Origin of the sequence: Ureibacillus thermosphaericus, assembly GCF_002370195.2 — a bacterium.
Taxonomy (GTDB): Bacteria; Bacillota; Bacilli; order Bacillales_A; family Planococcaceae; genus Ureibacillus; species Ureibacillus thermosphaericus.
Genome location: NZ_AP018335.1, coordinates 3,265,091 through 3,282,423 on the forward strand (window position 1 = coordinate 3,265,091; position 17,333 = coordinate 3,282,423).

General features: G+C 37.9%; 13 protein-coding genes. 2 read left to right on the forward strand and 11 right to left on the reverse strand.

Annotated elements, in window-relative coordinates:
• Positions 1-123: 123 nt before the first annotated feature.
• Entirely contained in the window at positions 124-360 is a 237-nt protein-coding gene (locus tag UtA1_RS15785) for a hypothetical protein (protein WP_096552123.1), read from the reverse strand.
• Between the two features lie 409 nt (positions 361-769).
• Here UtA1_RS15785 and UtA1_RS15790 point away from each other — a divergent pair, with 409 nt between their 5' ends.
• On the forward strand, positions 770-1,768 hold the full coding sequence (locus UtA1_RS15790) for a zinc-dependent alcohol dehydrogenase family protein (RefSeq protein WP_096552125.1): 999 nt from the start codon (positions 770-772) through the stop codon (positions 1,766-1,768).
• Between the two features lie 49 nt (positions 1,769-1,817).
• Here UtA1_RS15790 and UtA1_RS15795 read toward each other — a convergent pair whose 3' ends face one another.
• The 4 genes from UtA1_RS15795 to UtA1_RS15810 all read right to left on the reverse strand — a co-directional run bounded on the left by UtA1_RS15795 (position 1,818) and on the right by UtA1_RS15810 (position 5,875).
• Positions 1,818-2,450 (reverse strand): cupin domain-containing protein, encoded by a 633-nt coding sequence (locus tag UtA1_RS15795; RefSeq protein WP_096552127.1) that lies wholly within the window; start codon positions 2,448-2,450, stop codon positions 1,818-1,820.
• Between the two features lie 428 nt (positions 2,451-2,878).
• On the reverse strand, positions 2,879-4,294 hold the full coding sequence (locus UtA1_RS15800) for an aldehyde dehydrogenase family protein (RefSeq protein ID WP_096552129.1): 1,416 nt from the start codon (positions 4,292-4,294) through the stop codon (positions 2,879-2,881).
• A gap of 55 nt (positions 4,295-4,349) precedes the next feature.
• A complete protein-coding gene (locus tag UtA1_RS15805; RefSeq protein ID WP_016839085.1) occupies positions 4,350-4,541 on the reverse strand; it encodes a hypothetical protein in 192 nt (63 codons plus the stop codon).
• 14 nt (positions 4,542-4,555) lie between these two features.
• Positions 4,556-5,875, reverse strand: a complete 1,320-nt coding sequence (locus UtA1_RS15810; protein ID WP_016839086.1) for an aminotransferase family protein — start codon at positions 5,873-5,875, stop codon at positions 4,556-4,558.
• Between the two features lie 233 nt (positions 5,876-6,108).
• Here UtA1_RS15810 and UtA1_RS15815 point away from each other — a divergent pair, with 233 nt between their 5' ends.
• The gene (locus UtA1_RS15815) at positions 6,109-7,761 is read left to right on the forward strand and encodes an IS1182 family transposase (protein WP_096552131.1); all 1,653 of its coding nucleotides are present in this window, start codon (positions 6,109-6,111) and stop codon (positions 7,759-7,761) included.
• 342 nt (positions 7,762-8,103) lie between these two features.
• Here UtA1_RS15815 and UtA1_RS18095 read toward each other — a convergent pair whose 3' ends face one another.
• The 6 genes from UtA1_RS18095 to UtA1_RS15840 all read right to left on the reverse strand — a co-directional run bounded on the left by UtA1_RS18095 (position 8,104) and on the right by UtA1_RS15840 (position 17,023).
• Entirely contained in the window at positions 8,104-8,238 is a 135-nt protein-coding gene (locus UtA1_RS18095; RefSeq protein ID WP_172597927.1) for a hypothetical protein, read from the reverse strand.
• Between the two features lie 132 nt (positions 8,239-8,370).
• Positions 8,371-9,510 (reverse strand): IS110 family RNA-guided transposase, encoded by a 1,140-nt coding sequence (locus UtA1_RS15820; protein ID WP_096550217.1) that lies wholly within the window; start codon positions 9,508-9,510, stop codon positions 8,371-8,373.
• A 217-nt stretch (positions 9,511-9,727) separates the two neighbouring features.
• A complete protein-coding gene (locus UtA1_RS15825) occupies positions 9,728-11,290 on the reverse strand; it encodes a sigma-54 interaction domain-containing protein (protein ID WP_232019866.1) in 1,563 nt (520 codons plus the stop codon).
• A gap of 130 nt (positions 11,291-11,420) precedes the next feature.
• Positions 11,421-12,860 (reverse strand): amino acid permease, encoded by a 1,440-nt coding sequence (locus tag UtA1_RS15830; RefSeq protein WP_096552133.1) that lies wholly within the window; start codon positions 12,858-12,860, stop codon positions 11,421-11,423.
• A gap of 124 nt (positions 12,861-12,984) precedes the next feature.
• Positions 12,985-14,964, reverse strand: coding sequence for a hydantoinase B/oxoprolinase family protein (locus UtA1_RS15835; protein WP_096552135.1), 1,980 nt, complete (start codon positions 14,962-14,964; stop codon positions 12,985-12,987).
• Positions 14,965-14,986: 22 nt separating this feature from the next.
• Positions 14,987-17,023: a hydantoinase/oxoprolinase family protein gene (locus UtA1_RS15840; protein ID WP_096552137.1), complete on the reverse strand. Its 2,037-nt coding sequence runs from the start codon at positions 17,021-17,023 to the stop codon at positions 14,987-14,989.
• Between the last annotated feature and the right edge of the window lie 310 nt (positions 17,024-17,333).

Below are 17,333 nucleotides of genomic sequence, written 5' to 3' on the forward strand. Positions count from 1 at the left end.
ATATCATACATTTTTCAATTATTTTGTACGATAGGATAAATTCTGTTTTGGCGTATAGATATCCTTAGCTCGTGCGGATAATCTACATACTGGTGCGTTTAGCTTCTTCGCTTGTACGGATAATCACTCGGCTTGTGCGTTTACCTTCTTTGCTCGTGCATATAACCACTCGGCTTGTGCGTTTACCTTCTTTGCTCGTGCAAATAACCACTCAGCTTGTGCGTTTACCTTCTTTGCTCGTGCATATAACCACTCAGCTTGTGCGTTTACCTTCTTTGCTCGTGCATATAACCACTCAGCTTGTGCAGTTACCTTCTTAACTCGTGCACATAGTCGTACATATACTCTCAGCTCGTGCACATAATCCACTCCCTTGTGCGTTTAACACCTTAACTCGTATGAATAGTTTCATTACTCGAGCATATAAACTTCCTTCTTGTGCGGATAACTACAGTTCTTGTGTAGATAATACATCCTTTTGTTCAGATACGTTCCCAACTTGTGTGGATGATTATTTAGCTTGTGCATATAGCTTCCTGACTTGTGCACATCCCCTTATACTTGTGCATTTCACTTCGTAACTCGTGTATAAAAATTCTAGTGTAACTAGGTTGTGTAAATTATGTTCCCTATCCAACCTCCACTAGATTAAGAGAATTTTTCTATTTAAAATTCATCCTAAATTTGTAATTTCTCAAAATTGGGAATAAAATCAATTTTATAGCATTAATTATTCATCGAGTTCTTAAATAAAAAAGGAGTGCAAGAAATGAAAGCTCAAGTCATTCAAACTTTTGGTAATCCATCCGTCTTTCAAATTCAAGATCTTCCCACACCTGAAGTCATTCCTGGCCATGTGCTCATCCAAGTAAAAGCAACGAGTGTCAATCCCATTGATACAAAAGTTCGCTCTGGTTTCGTTCCCGCTGTTGCTCCTGAATTTCCAGCTGTATTACATGGAGATGTAGCTGGAGTCGTTTGTGCAGTTGGTGAAGGGGTCTCAAAATTTCAAGTAGGAGATGAAGTTTACGGCTGTGCCGGTGGATTTAAAGGAACTACAGGGGGAGCGTTGGCAGAGTACATGCTGGCCGATGCTGATTTACTTGCCCATAAACCAAAAAATTTATCAATGGAAGAAGCTGCTGCTATACCGCTTGTTGCCATCACCGCTTGGGAAGCATTGTTCAATCGAGGAAAGCTGGCTCCTGGACAAAACATATTAATCCATGCAGCAACAGGCGGTGTGGGACATGTTGCCATCCAACTGGCAAAATGGGCTGGTGCGAAAGTCTACTCAACTGCCTCTTCAAAAGAAAAGCTTGAAATCGGCGCTCGTCTTGGGGCTGATGTAACAATCAACTATCTGGAAGAAAGCGTCCAAGATTATGTACAAAAATATACGAATGGTAAAGGTTTTGACATCGTATTTGACACAGTTGGAGGGGAGAACTTAGACCGCTCTTTTGAAGCAGCTGCTTTACACGGAACAGTTCTAGCAATTGCTGCTCGTTCTACCCATGACCTCTCCCCACTACATTCGAAAGGATTATCACTTCACGTAACGTTTATGTTATTAAAAATCTTAAACAAAGAATCACGAAAAGAATATGGTGAAATTTTAGAGAAGATTACAAATATCATTGAAGATGGAAAACTTCGTCCGCTTCTTGATCCAAACATTTTCACATTTGATGAAGTCTCCAAAGCCCATGAACACTTAGAATCCGGTAAAGCAATTGGAAAAATTGTTTTAGTAAATAAATGGTAAGATAAAAAACTCACAATCCTTTTATGAAAGGGTTGTGAGTTTTGGCTATTTATTGATGGTTTTCCTGTGCCATGGCTTCAGCTTTCGTTCTTTGAACCGTTCCATGTGGGTGATGTGGCGGTGCGTAAATCGAATAAAGCTTTAATGGGATATTTCCTGTATTTATTACATTATGCCATGTTCCAGCAGGTACCATAATGGCTGAATCTTCTTTGACTCTTCTTCGATAATTCAAATGATTTTTAGTTCTTCCCATCTCCACAATTCCTTCGCCCTGTTCAATTCGTAAAAATTGATCAGTATCTGGATGAATTTCTAAGCCAATATCTTCTCCAGGAAGTATGCTCATCAATGTTACTTGCAAATGCGGACCTGTCCATAAGGCTGTACGATACGCATTGTTATTCTTCGTTTCCTTTTCAATATCTACCGTAGCTGGTTCAGGACCCAAATCTTGACTAGGGAATTGAGAGAAACCATGAGGATTTGGAAATAAGGGTAGCATTCTCTGATAATCTACATTATTTCCGCTATAATTTGGATTTCTGTACGGCATTTGGTAATTGCTTGAATCGTAATAAGGATAGTGTTGTACATATTCTAAATTTCTATTCATATAATACGGAGATTCATAAAAATAATAAGGATATCCATAAGGGTTGTGATAATGGAAAAAATTCATTGCCCCATCCTTTCATTTTGTAATGAAAATACCTAATTTAAATAGTATGAGAACGTAGTTAAATGTCCTAGGCAATAAACCAACTATTACCGAGGTTTATAAAAAACCGATACAAGTATGGCTTATATAAGGGCTAATTAAAAAATTTGTTTTCACAATTACTTTTTTATCCATTTCTTTAATTGGTGGATACCCTTAATTTCAGTTAACTTGCTATTGCCAAAAAAGGTGGGCGTCTGAAAATATTTTGAGACGCCCACTTTGCGGCTGTCGCACATGCTTTCGCCGCAGATAAATTGCGACGAGGAGGCGCGTTTGATGTGACCACCGCAGGAGCAAAGTTTTTAAGAGAATATTACTATAAGAAGTAAGGCTGTTCAGAAAGTGTTCGACTTTCTGATCAGCCCCTTTCTTTTAAATTGGTTATACTATTGTTCGCACTTACCTTTCACACGAATCCTATTGATTGTTACAGTTTTCAAAACAGTGAAAAATTCTTTGGCAGCTTGTCCCTGCTCACGAAAACCTGTACTTGAATTTTTCATGCCGCCAAACGGTGCTTGCGGCTCAGCGCCACCTGTTTCATCATTAATTTGCACAAGGCCAACTTCGCTGCGTTCAATAAAATCAAAAGCCTTATGAATGTTCGTCGTATAGATGGAAGCACTTAATCCAAACTCCGAATCATTTGATAAGCGAATTGCTTCTTCATAATCTGCCACTTTAAATATGGCTAAAACTGGACCGAATATTTCTTCTCTTGCCAAATCCATATCATGCGTAACTTCAGTAAACAATGTCGGTTCTACAAAATATCCATGGGATAACTCTGCGACAGGTTTTCCACCGAAAATGCATTTCGCTCCCTGTGCTTTTGCACGTGCAATATGTTCAATAACGCTTTCGAATTGCTGTTTTGAGGCAAGAGGCCCCATTGTTTCTCCTACTTTAATTTTCTTTGCATTTTCGATTAATTTTTCCACTACCGTATCATACACAGATGCTTCAATATACACCCTGCTTGTAGCGGTACAACGTTGCCCTGTTTGCTTCATTGCACCTTCAATCGTCAGACGGGCTGCCAAATCTAAATCCGCATCCGCAAGAATGATTGCCGCATTTTTTCCGCCAAGCTCCAATTGAATTTTTTTATTCATTGGACCAGCTGTATTTAAAATCTGTTGGCCAACTACGTTTGAACCAGTAAACGAAATAGCTTTGACTTTAGGAGACTTTATAATTACTGCCCCAAGTTTCGATCCGCGTCCCTGTACAATATTCAATACATTTTTCGGCAAACCCGCTTTTTCAAACAAATCGGCGATATACTGGCTTGTCAGCGATACTTCGATTGATGGCTTCCACACAACCGTATTGCCATACACAAGTGCCGGAGCTATTTTCCAAAGCGGAATCGCAATCGGGAAATTCCAAGGAGTAATAACTCCTACAACTCCTAAAGGAACGCGCTTCGTATAAAGCATTTTATCTTCAGAAGCAGATGGTAATACCTCACCAGCAGCACGCATACCTTCCTGTGAGAAATAACGTAAAATCGAAGCCCCCCGTTTAACTTCACCCATCATTTCCGGAACCGTTTTTCCCATCTCTTTCGAAGCAAGCTCAGCTAATGGCTCCAGATGTTCGATTAATAAATTGGCCATAGAATTTAAAATTTCCCCACGTGATACAGATGACAATTTGCTCCACTGTTGGAATGCCTGCTCACTTGCTCTAATTTTCACTTCCGTTTCTTCAATTGTGTGTAACTCGATTTTTCCAATACATTCCGATGTATTCGCAGGGTTAAACTGTTCACGAATTTCTCTTACGCCCATTACCATTTCAATTCCCCTCCTACTTCAAATAATGGTGTATACGGTATGTTATGCGCCTCCGCTACTGCCTCATACGTAATTTTTCGGCAATCACATTTAACCCTTTCACCTGTGCCAGATTTTCTGAACAAGCACGCTCGTAACCTTTATTGACAATTTGTAATGCATGTGTGATCGTAAAGTTTGATAATGCCATTGTCGATGTTCGTGCAACTGCACCCGGTATGTTGGCCTTTGGAACTCCGATAATCATGTCATACTACCCCTTTATAATAATTTCTTTTTGAAATAATCAAATGTCTCATCAACAATGCGCAACATCTCATTCAGTTCATTTTTTGTGATGATTAATGGTGGAGCAAAAACGATTGTATCTTGATCGTACGTCACTGTACGCAAAATCAACCCGCGCTTTGTCATTTCCTTTATAGCAATCGGGCTTAATAGCGGATTGAATAGCTCACCTGTCTCTCGATTTTTTACAATTTGAATTGCCCCCAATAACCCGAATGTTCGGACTTCACCAATAAAGTTATACTTTTGCTGCAACACTTTAAAACCTTTTAGCATTTCCTCGCCCATGACTTTCGCATTTTGCACAAGCCCTTCACGCTCTAATATCTCAATATTCTTTAATCCTACTGCACAAGCAGTTGCATGGCCACTGTACGTGTAGCCGTGCATGAGTACTCCCCTGGATAAAGTGCACAAATCTTTATGAATTTTTTCAGAAATTAACACTCCACCCAACTGTGCGTAACCACTCGATACCCCTTTGGCAAAAGTTATTAAATCCGGAACTACATCAAAATGTTCAATCGCGAAGTTCTTCCCTGTACGTCCAAATCCGGTAATCACTTCATCAGCAATAAATAAAACTCCAAACTCATCACAAATTTCACGCACTTTTTTGAAATAATCCGGCTTTGGCACATTCACTCCGCCTGCTCCTTGCACCGGCTCTGAAATAAATGCCGCCACATTTTCCGGACCAAGCTCAAGAATTAAATTGCGCAACTCTTCCGCAGAATCTTTATTGACATAATGGAAATCAGGGGCCGGTGAATTTGTAAATTTGCGGAACCCTTCAATACCCGTTGCATTTGTTGATCCGAATGCGACCCCATGATACGACAATGTTCGGGAAATAATTTTTTGGCGATTTGGCTGGCCTTTTAAAATCCAATAATGGCGTGCAAGTTTTATAGCTGTATCATTCGACTCTGAACCACCGGAAGTGAAAAATACAGTATTTAAATCTCCAGGCGCCAACTCAGCAATTTTCGCTGCAAGCTTGATTGCCGGTTCATTGCTGAACGTTGCAAAACAGGAGCTGAAAGCCAGCTTCTCCATTTGCTCTTTTGCCACTTCTGCAATTTCTTTGCGCCCATGTCCGACATTTACATTCCAAAGAGATGACATGCCATCAATGTACGTATTACCCTCTAAATCTTTTAAATAGATTCCATTTCCTTCATAAAAGATTGCCGCCGGACCGTAAGTTTGCTGCTCTTCAATTGAAGTTGTTGGATGCAAGAAATGCTTTTGGTCCAAATATTTTAATTGCTCAACTAATTGAATTGCCATTATATCAACCTCTTTCTTTTGAAATATTGCAATGAACAAAAAAAGTTTTTATTCACTACTGGCGTATTTATAAATAAATGAGGCTGGGACAAAACCCCCTCTAAAATGGAAACAGCCCATGAAATTTTGGAATGAAATTTCATGGGCTGTTTTTCATTTTTTCAATAAAAAATAAGGACCTCTTCTGTTAAAATTAAGTTAGCACACAAAACCTAACAGAAAGAAGGGTCCTTATGTTCAAATATTATAACATGAATCAATTAGTTTTGCCTCTAGATTTAGAAATAAAATTACAAGAAAATGATATTGCCTTCCACATTCACCATTTAGTTGAAAGTATTCCAGATGAAGCCTTCCAGCCGTTTCTTCGAAATACAGGTTGTCCTGCTTATCATCCACGCATGATGCTAAAAATTATTTTGTGTGCCTATTCGCAGTCTGTCTTTTCAGGTCGAAAAATTGAAGCGCTATTAAAGGACAGTATACGAATGATGTGGTTGGCACAAGGATATGAACCAAGTTATCGGACGATCAATCGTTTTCGTGTGCATCCGGAAGTAAAAGAATTAATTCGTCAATGTTTTGTCCAATTCCGTTGCCAACTGGTGGAAGAAAAGTTAATCGATCAAGAAGCCATTTTTATCGATGGTACGAAGATTGAAGCGAATGCCAATAAATTTACTTTCGTATGGAAGAAATCCATTGAAAAATACAACCAAAACTTAATTGAAAAGTCCAATCAGTTATACAACGAACTATTAGAAAAAGAAATCATCCCTGAAATGGAGCGGGAAAATGAGGGAGAACTGTCCGTTGAAGAACTCGCTCAAATGGTGCAACAAGTCGATGAAGTCATTAAGGAATATGACCAAAAGATAGAAACATCGCCCGATGCCACAGAACGAAAAGCATTAAGAAGCGAACGGAAATATCCGAAGCGAGTGTACAAACAGTTGATTGACTTGATTTTACGTAAACAAAAGTATCAAAAAGACTTCGAAATCTTGGGTGAACGGAATAGTTATTCCAAAACAGACTTAGATGCGACGTTCATGCGAATGAAAGACGACTATATGAAAAACGGTCAATTGAAGGCTGGATACAACGTACAAATCGCAACAGAAGGTCAATACGCACTAGCTTATAGCATCTTTCCAAATCCTACTGATACACGTACATTAATTCCGTTCTTGAATAAGATAGAAAAGGATTATTTTCCGTTGCCAAAGTATATTGTCGCAGATGCTGGTTATGGTAGTGAACAAAACTATGAAGACATCCTTTCGAATCGAAAATGTGAGGCACTCATTCCATATACCATGTATGAGAAAGAACAAAAGAAGAAATATAAACAAAATCCATTTCATCCAGACAATTGGATGTACGACGAAGAAAGTGATACCTACATTTGTCCAAATCAGCAGCGAGTAACCTTCCGATATCGTTCTGTACGTACCGATAAGACCGGTTTCAAACGAGAATTGAAAATCTATGAATGTGAAAACTGTTCAGGATGTCCATTTCGTTCATCATGTACAAAAGCAAAGGAAGGCAATCACCGAAAGGTCATGGTGAATGAAAAATGGGAACAACAAAAAGAATATGTAAGAGCGAAGCTTTCAGAAGAAAAAGCTGGTTCTATTTTCCGTCAACGTAAAATAGACGTAGAACCAGTTTTTGGATTCTTGAAGGCTAATTTGCGTTTCACTCGATTTTCCGTTCGAGGAAAATCGAAAGTGGAAAATGAAATGGGCATTGCCTTAATGGCCGTGAATTTACGAAAATACACGGCCAACAAAGATCAACTAACCAAAAATAATGGGGATAAATGGAAAAAGGAGAATTTGAGCCAACTCAAATTCTCCTTTTTCCTATCTAGAAGCTAGTTTTGTCCCAGCCCCATTTATAAATAAATGAGCAAATCTTGTGCCAAGTAGCCAAAAATAAAAAAAAATCGTTTATTTTATTTGAGTCGGAAGAAATTTTTTTGAGGCAAACATCCTATGAATCTTCAATCCTATTACAGGAATAACGAAAAATAGGCATTCCAGAAGCTCTCTTGCTTTCTGGAATGCCTATCACTCATTACTAAAAACTTAAAATAAATTTTTTCATTTTGTTGTGTATATTTAAAACTTGTTAGGTTTCTTTACATAATTTAATGCAAAAATTAACAGATTGATGAAATTTTGCATCACTTAATGCATTAAAGTATAAATTTTGCATAATTAATTATATGTTACGTTTTTTGTCAGTTTATAACGCTGAATTTTCCTGACCAATGTAGATTGATCGCAGCCTAATGCTGTTGCTGCCTTTCTGATGCTATCATGCTCAGATAATGCTTTTTCTGTGAAAATAATTTAATTCCACTTAGCCCATGAATAGCTTCAATCTATTGAGGGTAATATATAAATAACCTAAAAAAGACAATAAGAAAGCAGAGCTACCTAATGGAAGGTAACTTTGTTTAAACTTATTCTTCTTTGGTTATACTAATTAATTAAAGGTTCTTTATAAGGCTCCTTATTAATTAGCATGGAGTAAATGATTCGAAGCATTCGATGCGATATGGCAACGAGTGCTTTTTTCTTTCCTCTTCTTGCAGCAATCGACCAATATTTAGCAGCTAACCAACGATTCCTACTTCTAGAGATTGCCCATGCTACTTCGCACAGTACAGTTTTGATATGAGGATTCCCTTTAGTCGTTTTAGTTGACTTTCGTTTTCCTGCACTTTCATGATTTCCTGGAGCAACTCCGGCCCAAGACGCTAAGTGTTGAGAGGTAGGAAATTGTTCCATGTTCACCCCAATCTCTGCAATAATAATTGCTGCGGAATCCTTTTTAATACCCGGAATCGTTAGTAATAACTCCACTTCTTCTTTATAATTCTTCAGAATTTCATCTATTCTTTCCTCGATTTGGCTGATTAATGATTCTAAATAAACGATGTGTTGCCAAGATTGTTTGATTAGAAAGATTTGATGATCGTTTAAAGTACCGAATAAAGAGTCTGTAATCATTTGTTTTTTGTGCTTCATTCTTCCGTGAATACTATTTTCTACATCAATGGAATCAACATATCCATTTTGAATTAATTTGGATAGAAGTTTTCTTCCAGAAACACCAAACACATCTGAAATAACTGAATTTAGTTTAACATTTGAGCATTCTAATACTTTCAGAATCCTATTTTTTTCTGAAGTCAAATGGCCAATCCATTTTTTACGAAGCCGAGTTAAATCACGAAGGCTTCGTATATCTTCTGGTGGAACAAAACTTTTTTCAATCAGTCCATAACGCAATAACTTCGCAATCCACTCTGCATCCGAAACATCTGTTTTTCTTCCAGGGACATTCTTGATTCTTTGAGCATTCGCTAATGTAATATCAAAGTAATCCTCCAAAATGTTATAAACAGGTTTCCAATAAACTCCAGTACTCTCCATCGCAATGTGCGTAATGCCATGGTTTTCCAACCACTTTAGTAAACGAAAGAGATCCTTTGTTAAAGTGGGGAAAGTTTCTGTTTCAATGAATAATTCATCGTCCTGTTCGCCAATCATGACACAAGCAACAATTGTTTCAGCATGTACATCTAATCCTGCACAACGTGTCATCAGTACATCCAATATAATCCCTCCCATAAAGTAGATTCACAAACAGCGAGTGAATTTGAAATATAAGCATTTTTCTGTACGTAGTCATCATTCCAAATGAATGAGCTAACAATGGGTTGTTCACCAAATCCACTCAAACAGTTTTTTATTCAGGGTATCATCCACCATAAAAGCCTACGTATTGTTAACTGTTTGTGTTATCTACATTATGGGAAAGAAATATCCATTTTCATGCCAGGGTTGTGAATGAAAATTCATGATTGTTTTTTATGACTTCCTTTTCAAAAGCTGCCACTTGCTCCTTTAGCGTTCCGTTATATTGGGATATATCTATATTTTTTGCTAGATCGATAGATTCCTTAGGTTGCTTTTTCGTTTTGCTGCTCTTTTTCGATGCTTCTTTTAGTTCCTCACGAATCATGCTTACATTAATTTCCGGCTGATTCGCCAATAAAGATACCCTTTCGATAATATTTTTCAATTGGCGGATATTCCCCGGCCAATCGTACTCTTCCAATACCTTTAATGCTTCCTTATCAAACGTTCGATGAATATCATATTTTTGTTCAATTTGAGTTAAAAAATGATAGGCAAGTGAAACAATATCTTCCCGCCGCTCTCTTAATGGAGGAATGTCAATCGGAATGATATTTAAACGATAATATAAATCCTCACGAAACATTCCTTGTTGCACCATTTCAGCCAAATTGCGGTTGGTTGCTGCTATGATTCGCACATCAATTGGAATTGGCTTCGCACTTCCAATCCGCTGCACTTCCGATTCCTGCAATACCCGCAAAAGTTTTGCCTGCAATTGAAGAGGCATTTCTCCAATTTCGTCCAAAAAAATTGTACCGCCCGATGCAGTTTCAAATAATCCCGCTTTCCCACCTTTAATGGCACCTGTAAAAGCACCTGCTTCATAACCAAAAAGCTCCGATTCCAACAAAGATTCCGGAATTGCACTGCAGTTGATTGTGACCATTTGTTTTGTACTTCTTCGGCTGTTTAAATGAATTAGCTTTGCTGCTTCCTCTTTTCCGACACCTGATTCACCCTCAATTAAAACGGTGGAGTCCACCTCAGCAACCCGCAACATGCGTTTTAATACATTTTGCATCACCGGGGATGTTGCAATGATATTCACTTTTTTTCGTTCGAGTTCATTCAATTCTCTAATTTTTTGCTTAAACTTTTCATTTTGAATCTCGAGTTTTTTTACTTCTTCTTCCAAACTTTTCAATCGCGACATATCCCGGGTAATAATCAATACATACTGCAGTTCTCCCGCTTCATCAAAAATCGGTTTCCCTGTCACCAAAAAGCATTTATTATTCAAAAAAGATTGGAAAATAGTGACATCTTCTTTTGACTTCAACACTTTCAATGTCAGCGAGTCACTCATTGCTCCCTCAGCAATCAAATCCTTAGCGTATCGGTTGACACAATTGATGCCAACAATTTCAATATCAATGTCATTTTGAAATATAATCTTGCCATGTTTGTCGCTGATTGTAATACCATCCGAAATTGAATTTAATAATTTTATAGATAAGGGATTCAAAATATCCAAATCGGTGTACTGTTGAATTGGCATGAGGCAAAAAAGCATTCCATTTTGAGAAGGAAGCACATGCACATGAAAATCTTCCGCCGTGTAAAACTGCTTGCCTTTCTCATAATGTACAAAAATTTTTTCTATTTTCTCCATAGGAAGATTACTGGAAAACTTAATCTGATTGTCTTGTACATAAAAAAAGTGCTCTGTTTTTTGCATTTTTTGAACCGCCATAGATAATCTCCCTTCCAAAACTATTTTCTCTTAATTTTTATATGCTTATTTCTCTTAGCAAATACAAAAAATAATCTGCTCCAAAATGCAACCTTAGGATTACATTTAAAGGAGCAGGGCTTTTATCACATTAATTCGTTTCAGACACAGTTTCTTTCACTAATGTTTCTACTTCTTTTTTGGATTCCGATGGAGCGGGATTAATCTTTCTCATGACAAAAAATAATGCAATTGAAGAAACAAACACCGCAGTACTTAAATAAAACTGCGATTGTAAACTTTCAATGAATAGTTGAGAAATGTATACTGCCACAAGCAAGAATATCGTCCCATAGGTTAAATAAGGGAATAACCACATACGAATCGGCAATTTTTTTTCATTCCACTTCAAGAATTCTTTGCGGAAGCGGAGTTGTGATATCGCAATGAAAATATATACAATAATCATTAAACCGCCTACACAGTTTCCTAAAAAGTAGAAAATCACATCCGGCGAAATAAAATATAACATAGCACAAATATACGCAACGATTGTACTGCCAATAATGGAAGGAACTGGTGCGCCCCGTTTGCTATTGATTTTGGAGAAAAATTTTGGGGCATCTCCTTGTTGAGACATGGACAATAACATACGTGAGCTTGTGTATAGTGCGGAGTTTAATACTGAAACCAGTGACACGAAAATAACGATTTGCATTAATTCAGCTGCGATTGGTAAGCCTGCCATCCTCAAAATGTTTGCATATGGTGCTGCTAAATTGTCAGCATCATTCCATGGCAATATTAAAACCATCAAAGTAACTGACCCTACAAAAAACAATGCCAGCCGAAAAACAACATTCCGGATTGACTGGACAATATTTTTCGCCGGATTTTCCGATTCAGCAGCTGCGATTGCCGCTACTTCTGCTCCACAAATGGAGAAAATAACAAATACAATTGCCGTCAAAATCGGAACTAAACCTTGTGGAGCAAAACCTCCATGATTAAATAAAATACCGAATCCCTGTGGATTAAATGTCGGCCATACACCGAGCACCATTAACGTACCTACAATTAAGAACACAACAATTGCCGTTACTTTTAAGAAAGAAATCCAGTACTCAAATTCACCAAACGTTTTTACAGAATACACATTAATAATGGTCATAAGCAATGTAATGCCAATAGAACCCGCCCAAATAGGGATGACAGGAAACCAAGCATTAATCATTCCACCAATTAACGCTGCTTCCAGTCCAACAATGAATACCCAGCTTGCCCAATAAAGCCAACCAACTGTAAAACCTGCCCAATCACCAATATATTTCGAAGCATAGGAAGCAAACGAACCCATTTCCGGATCGCCGTTTCGATTCATTCCTAAAGCCAGTTCACCAGAAGCCATTTCACCAACCATTTGCATAATGAATACAATAATCAAACATGCAATTAGATAAGAAAAAATGACAGCTGGACCGGTGCTTAAAATATTTTTACCTGTTCCAACGAATAGGCCTGTACCTATTACCCCACCAATAGAAATCATTGTAATATGCCTAGTCTTCAATGAATTTTGCAGTTTTCCCATTTGATTCCCCCTTTTTATGAAATTTAAAGTAAAATCCATAGTTAACAATCAAATCAATTTTTTATATTTTCAGAAATTGATGAATGGAAAATTTTAAAAAACTACCATTATACCAAATGCATCATTAATCCCAATACGCCATTGAACGCTTGATCATCGTTTCCCTATATTGCTCTGTCGATTTAATCAATACTTGATTCGTTGTATAATCTATAATTACACCGTAACGGCGAATTACATCTAATTGATTGATTTCTCCATTTTTATACATCTTTTCTACTTCAAATGGATTTACACTGAGCCATACTTTTCTATTTTTTCGAATGTATTCTCTTTCTTTTTTAGTAGCCTCAAAGTCAATTTCAAATAGATCCAAATCTCGATTGATTTCTGTAATGACTACACCATAATCCTTTTTGGCTCTTTCGATTGATACGTACCCATCAATGACATCTTCCAAGACAGCGTTTACATCTCGTTCCAATGGATCACCTAAGCCGCCTCCACCAGCGGATGGCCTAGTAAACGAATCCCCCTTTTTCAAAGGAACATTTGAGAAAATGGTACCTAAAAATTGTTCTCTCTCCGTATCAGGATATAAAATGGCTCCTTGTGGAATCGATGGCAGACCTCCCATAATTCCCCAAGTAATCGAACGGGAACGGTCACAACAATAAGACATCACCCCGCCGAATACGTCTGTTAAAATGCCCCCTTTTTCAACTCCACATCCACCCCGATACTTTCCAGGTCCTCCTGAATCGGTGATAATTTCATGTTTTGTCGTAATAACAGGTGACAAACGCTCTTGCCCTTCACAAGGCTGTACGCTGAGCCCTACTCCAAAAACAGGTGAGGTTGCATTCGCTCCGTCGCGGTCTATGCGTCCGCCATGACCTCCCGCCATCCAGTCATACCACATAAAGTAATTGTTGGCTGCATTGCGGCGATCATATCCTCCAATTAATAAATATTCCAGATTGAATGAACACGCAATTGCACGTTTTGGCATTATTTCAGACCAAATCTCGAAACAAGCATTCATAATTTTTTCAAAAGCACCTGAACAGAAACCAGAAACAGCAACAGGTTCAGGAGCATTCACTACTGAATTTTCAGGCAAGTATGCTTTTACAACCCGGTAAAATCCGGAGTTTAGCGGTACTTCCGGGAAAAATGTTTTTGTACCTGCATATAATCCTGATAATGCTGAACCAAAACCTGCATTTAAAAAGCAGCTGATATATGGATGAGTTCCACTTAAATCATAATGGATTTCATTATTTTGAATCGTCATTTTCACTCGAATAGGAATTAACCCGTCTCCAACTTCAGGGTCCATATCAATATAGTCAACCGCTTCCCACGTGCCTTCAGGTAATGACTCGATTTTTTTTCTCGTTAAGCGTTCAACGTAATCCTGCACTTCCTTAAATGCAGTTAACACCGTATCAATTCCATATTTATCAATCAACTCTAACAGTTGCTTTTGCCCAACTTTTGCCGCTTCCACTTGTGAACGCAAATCGCCTAAGCGCTCTTTAGACACTCGCATATTCGAAATCAAAAGATTGACGACATCTGATAAGTATTCGCCTTTTCTGTAAATACGGACTGGTGGAATACGGATCCCCTCTCCAAAATGGTATCTGGACTTCACATCAAAAGATCCTGGGTTAGAACCACCAACGTCTGCCCAATGCCCATTTGTTTGCATGAAAGCAATTAATTTGTCTTCATAAAACACCGGTAAAATTACCCTTGTATCACAGAAGTGAGTGCCACCCCTATAAGGATCGTTCACTAAAAACACATCACCTGGATGAATATCATCTTTAAAATCTTCCAAAACTGCTTTTGCCGTTAAATGCAATGTCCCTACATGAACCGAAATATCATGTGTTCCTTGCATCACTGTATTTCCATCTGCGTCACACAAGGCACAGCTGAAATCACGGTTGTAAATGACAAATGAGTAACATGTTCTTAACATCTGTTCTGCCATTTGGTCAACCAAATTCACAAAACCATTTTTTAACACTTCAAAAGTAACCGGATCTAAAGTTGACTCCTGTTTAGGAATCGTTTTTTGTGAAGAACTCATAAATCATTCCACCTTTCCAAAATTATTCTTGATTTACAGAAATAATAATGTTTTTGTACTGATCAACCTTTGCTGTAAATTCCGGTGGGATTACAGTTGTTGTATCCAATTGTTCAATAATTGCTGGCCCTACAATTTCAGCTTGCACTGGAATTTTGTCCCTATCATAAATTTTTGTCGTTACAAATTTGCCATCGAAGTAAACTTTTCTTGTCCCTTTAAGGGCGTCTTCAATTTTTCCTGCCGGGTTATACTTTGGAAATTCAGGTTTTGGCACAGTACCGATTGCTGTAACGCGAAGCCCATAAATTTCAACTTTTTGTTCCCTGTCAGAATATGCAAACTCACGCTCATGTTCTTTATGGAATAATTCTAAAATCTCTTCGATTGATGAATTACTTTCGCTTACTGGTACCGATAACGAACGCCATTGACCTTGATATCTTAAGTCAATGAAATTCATTAAAGTGGATTGTTCTTCAGGAATTCCTTCCTCAACAAGCAACGCTTTTGCCTCAGCTTTCATGTTTTCGAATTCCAGCTGTAAATCATCTAGTGTTATTTCCGAAGCTTGCTTTAAATATGTTTTTGAAATATCGTGCCGTACATCTACTAATAAACATCCCATCGCTGCTGCTACACCTGGATAAGGCGGAATGATGACTGTAGGGATATTTAATTCTTTCGCTAAATGAGCACCATGCAATGGACCTGCTCCGCCAAAGGCTACTAAAGCAAAGTCTCTTGGGTCATACCCTCTGCGAACAGAAATGAGTCTTACTGCATCGCTCATATTAGCATTGGCCACTTCGATGATTGCATTTGCCGCTTCTTCGATTGAATAGCCGAATTCATCTGCAATTTTTTGTACAGCTTCTCTCGCTTTCTCTAAATTCAATTTCATCGTACCGCCTAATAATTCTTCATTTAAACGTCCCAACACCAGATTTGCATCCGAATTCGTCGGTTCAGTACCACCGTGGCTATAACATGCTGGACCTGGTGAAGCGCCTGCACTTTGCGGACCATTTCGCAATGAACCGCCCTCATCAATCCAGGCTAAACTTCCACCGCCTGCACCAATAGTTAAAATTTCGATACTTGGGAAACCAATCGGATAACCATATTCAATTGCCCAATCTTTTGTAATCCGAATGTTACCGTCATACATTAATGAAATATCCGTACTTGTTCCACCCATATCTAAACCAATCGCATTACTATAACCGCATAATTTTGCAATATGTTTGCTTGCAATGGCACCTGCTGCAATTCCTGAGCTTGCAAGTCTGGCAGCATAACGAGGGACTGTACTGGATGTCATCACACCGCCGCCGGAATGTAAAACCAAAATATCGTCTTTATAACCGCGCTCATGCATTTCTTCTTCCAACTTATTAATGTACGAAGTCATAATCGGTCCTAATACAGCGTTAATAATCGTCGTACTCATTCGTTCATGTTCAAAGATTTCAGGTAATACTTCACTGGAGATACACACATATACCCCTGGTAATTCCTCTTGAAGAATTTCCTTCACCCTTGCTTCATTTTCTCCATTCACATATGAATTAATGAAACATACTGCTACCGATTCTGTTCCACGTTTTTTCAGTTTTCTTGCTAATTCACGAACCTCATTTTCATCTACAGGGATCAAAACATTTCCTTTATAGTCTGTCCGCTCTGTCACTTCAAATCGATCGCGCCTTTTAATATATGGTCTTGCTTTATCCTTATAAGTATCCCAAATATCTTCTTTTGTACCTCGTCCTATTTCAATTACATCCCTGAAGCCTTTTGTTGTAATCAGTGCTGTTTTGGGCAGTTTTCTTTCAATGAGTGCATTCGTACCTACTGTCGTTCCATGGGAAAAGACTTTAATATCCTCTCCATTAATTTTCGCCTTTGCAATTCCCTCTAATATTCCTTTCTCAGGATTGGATGGTGTTGACGATGTTTTCGTAACAAAAATTTCACCGGTTTCCTCGTTGAATACAAAAACATCAGTAAAAGTACCCCCGACATCAATAGCTAAACGTTTTTTGGCAGTAATCATGACATCCCCTTCTTTCTATAAAATTATCTGTAAATTACTAGAACACAATAGCTTCTGGTATGACCGCTGTTCTTAAATGCGTGAACTAATCACAATGCAGTTACAAAATTTAAAGCAAAAAATATGCCAACTTTCCCGTCATATCCTCAATCATTTTTTTCATAAAATATTAAAAATGCATTAAAATGCATAAATAAACTATTTTTTTAAAATTGACTTCAAAAAAAGCCATATTCAGCAAGTAATTAAAATTAGTATGAATAGAACTTGTTAACTGTTTCATAATTTATTTATGGCTAGTATTTTTTTA

What these genes read in the sequence shown, in the direction of transcription:
- UtA1_RS15840 (WP_096552137.1), bottom strand. Translation starts at nt 17,023, where the DNA reads ATGATTACTGCCAAAAAACGTTTAGCTATTGATGTCGGGGGTACTTTT.
- UtA1_RS15790 (WP_096552125.1), top strand. Translation starts at nt 770, where the DNA reads ATGAAAGCTCAAGTCATTCAAACTTTTGGTAATCCATCCGTCTTTCAA.
- UtA1_RS15830 (WP_096552133.1), bottom strand. Translation starts at nt 12,860, where the DNA reads ATGGGAAAACTGCAAAATTCATTGAAGACTAGGCATATTACAATGATT.
- UtA1_RS15800 (WP_096552129.1), bottom strand. Translation starts at nt 4,294, where the DNA reads ATGGTAATGGGCGTAAGAGAAATTCGTGAACAGTTTAACCCTGCGAAT.
- UtA1_RS15825 (WP_232019866.1), bottom strand. Translation starts at nt 11,290, where the DNA reads ATGGCGGTTCAAAAAATGCAAAAAACAGAGCACTTTTTTTATGTACAA.
- UtA1_RS15815 (WP_096552131.1), top strand. Translation starts at nt 6,109, where the DNA reads ATGTTCAAATATTATAACATGAATCAATTAGTTTTGCCTCTAGATTTA.
- UtA1_RS15810 (WP_016839086.1), bottom strand. Translation starts at nt 5,875, where the DNA reads ATGGCAATTCAATTAGTTGAGCAATTAAAATATTTGGACCAAAAGCAT.
- UtA1_RS15805 (WP_016839085.1), bottom strand. Translation starts at nt 4,541, where the DNA reads ATGATTATCGGAGTTCCAAAGGCCAACATACCGGGTGCAGTTGCACGA.
- UtA1_RS15835 (WP_096552135.1), bottom strand. Translation starts at nt 14,964, where the DNA reads ATGAGTTCTTCACAAAAAACGATTCCTAAACAGGAGTCAACTTTAGAT.
- UtA1_RS15795 (WP_096552127.1), bottom strand. Translation starts at nt 2,450, where the DNA reads ATGAATTTTTTCCATTATCACAACCCTTATGGATATCCTTATTATTTT.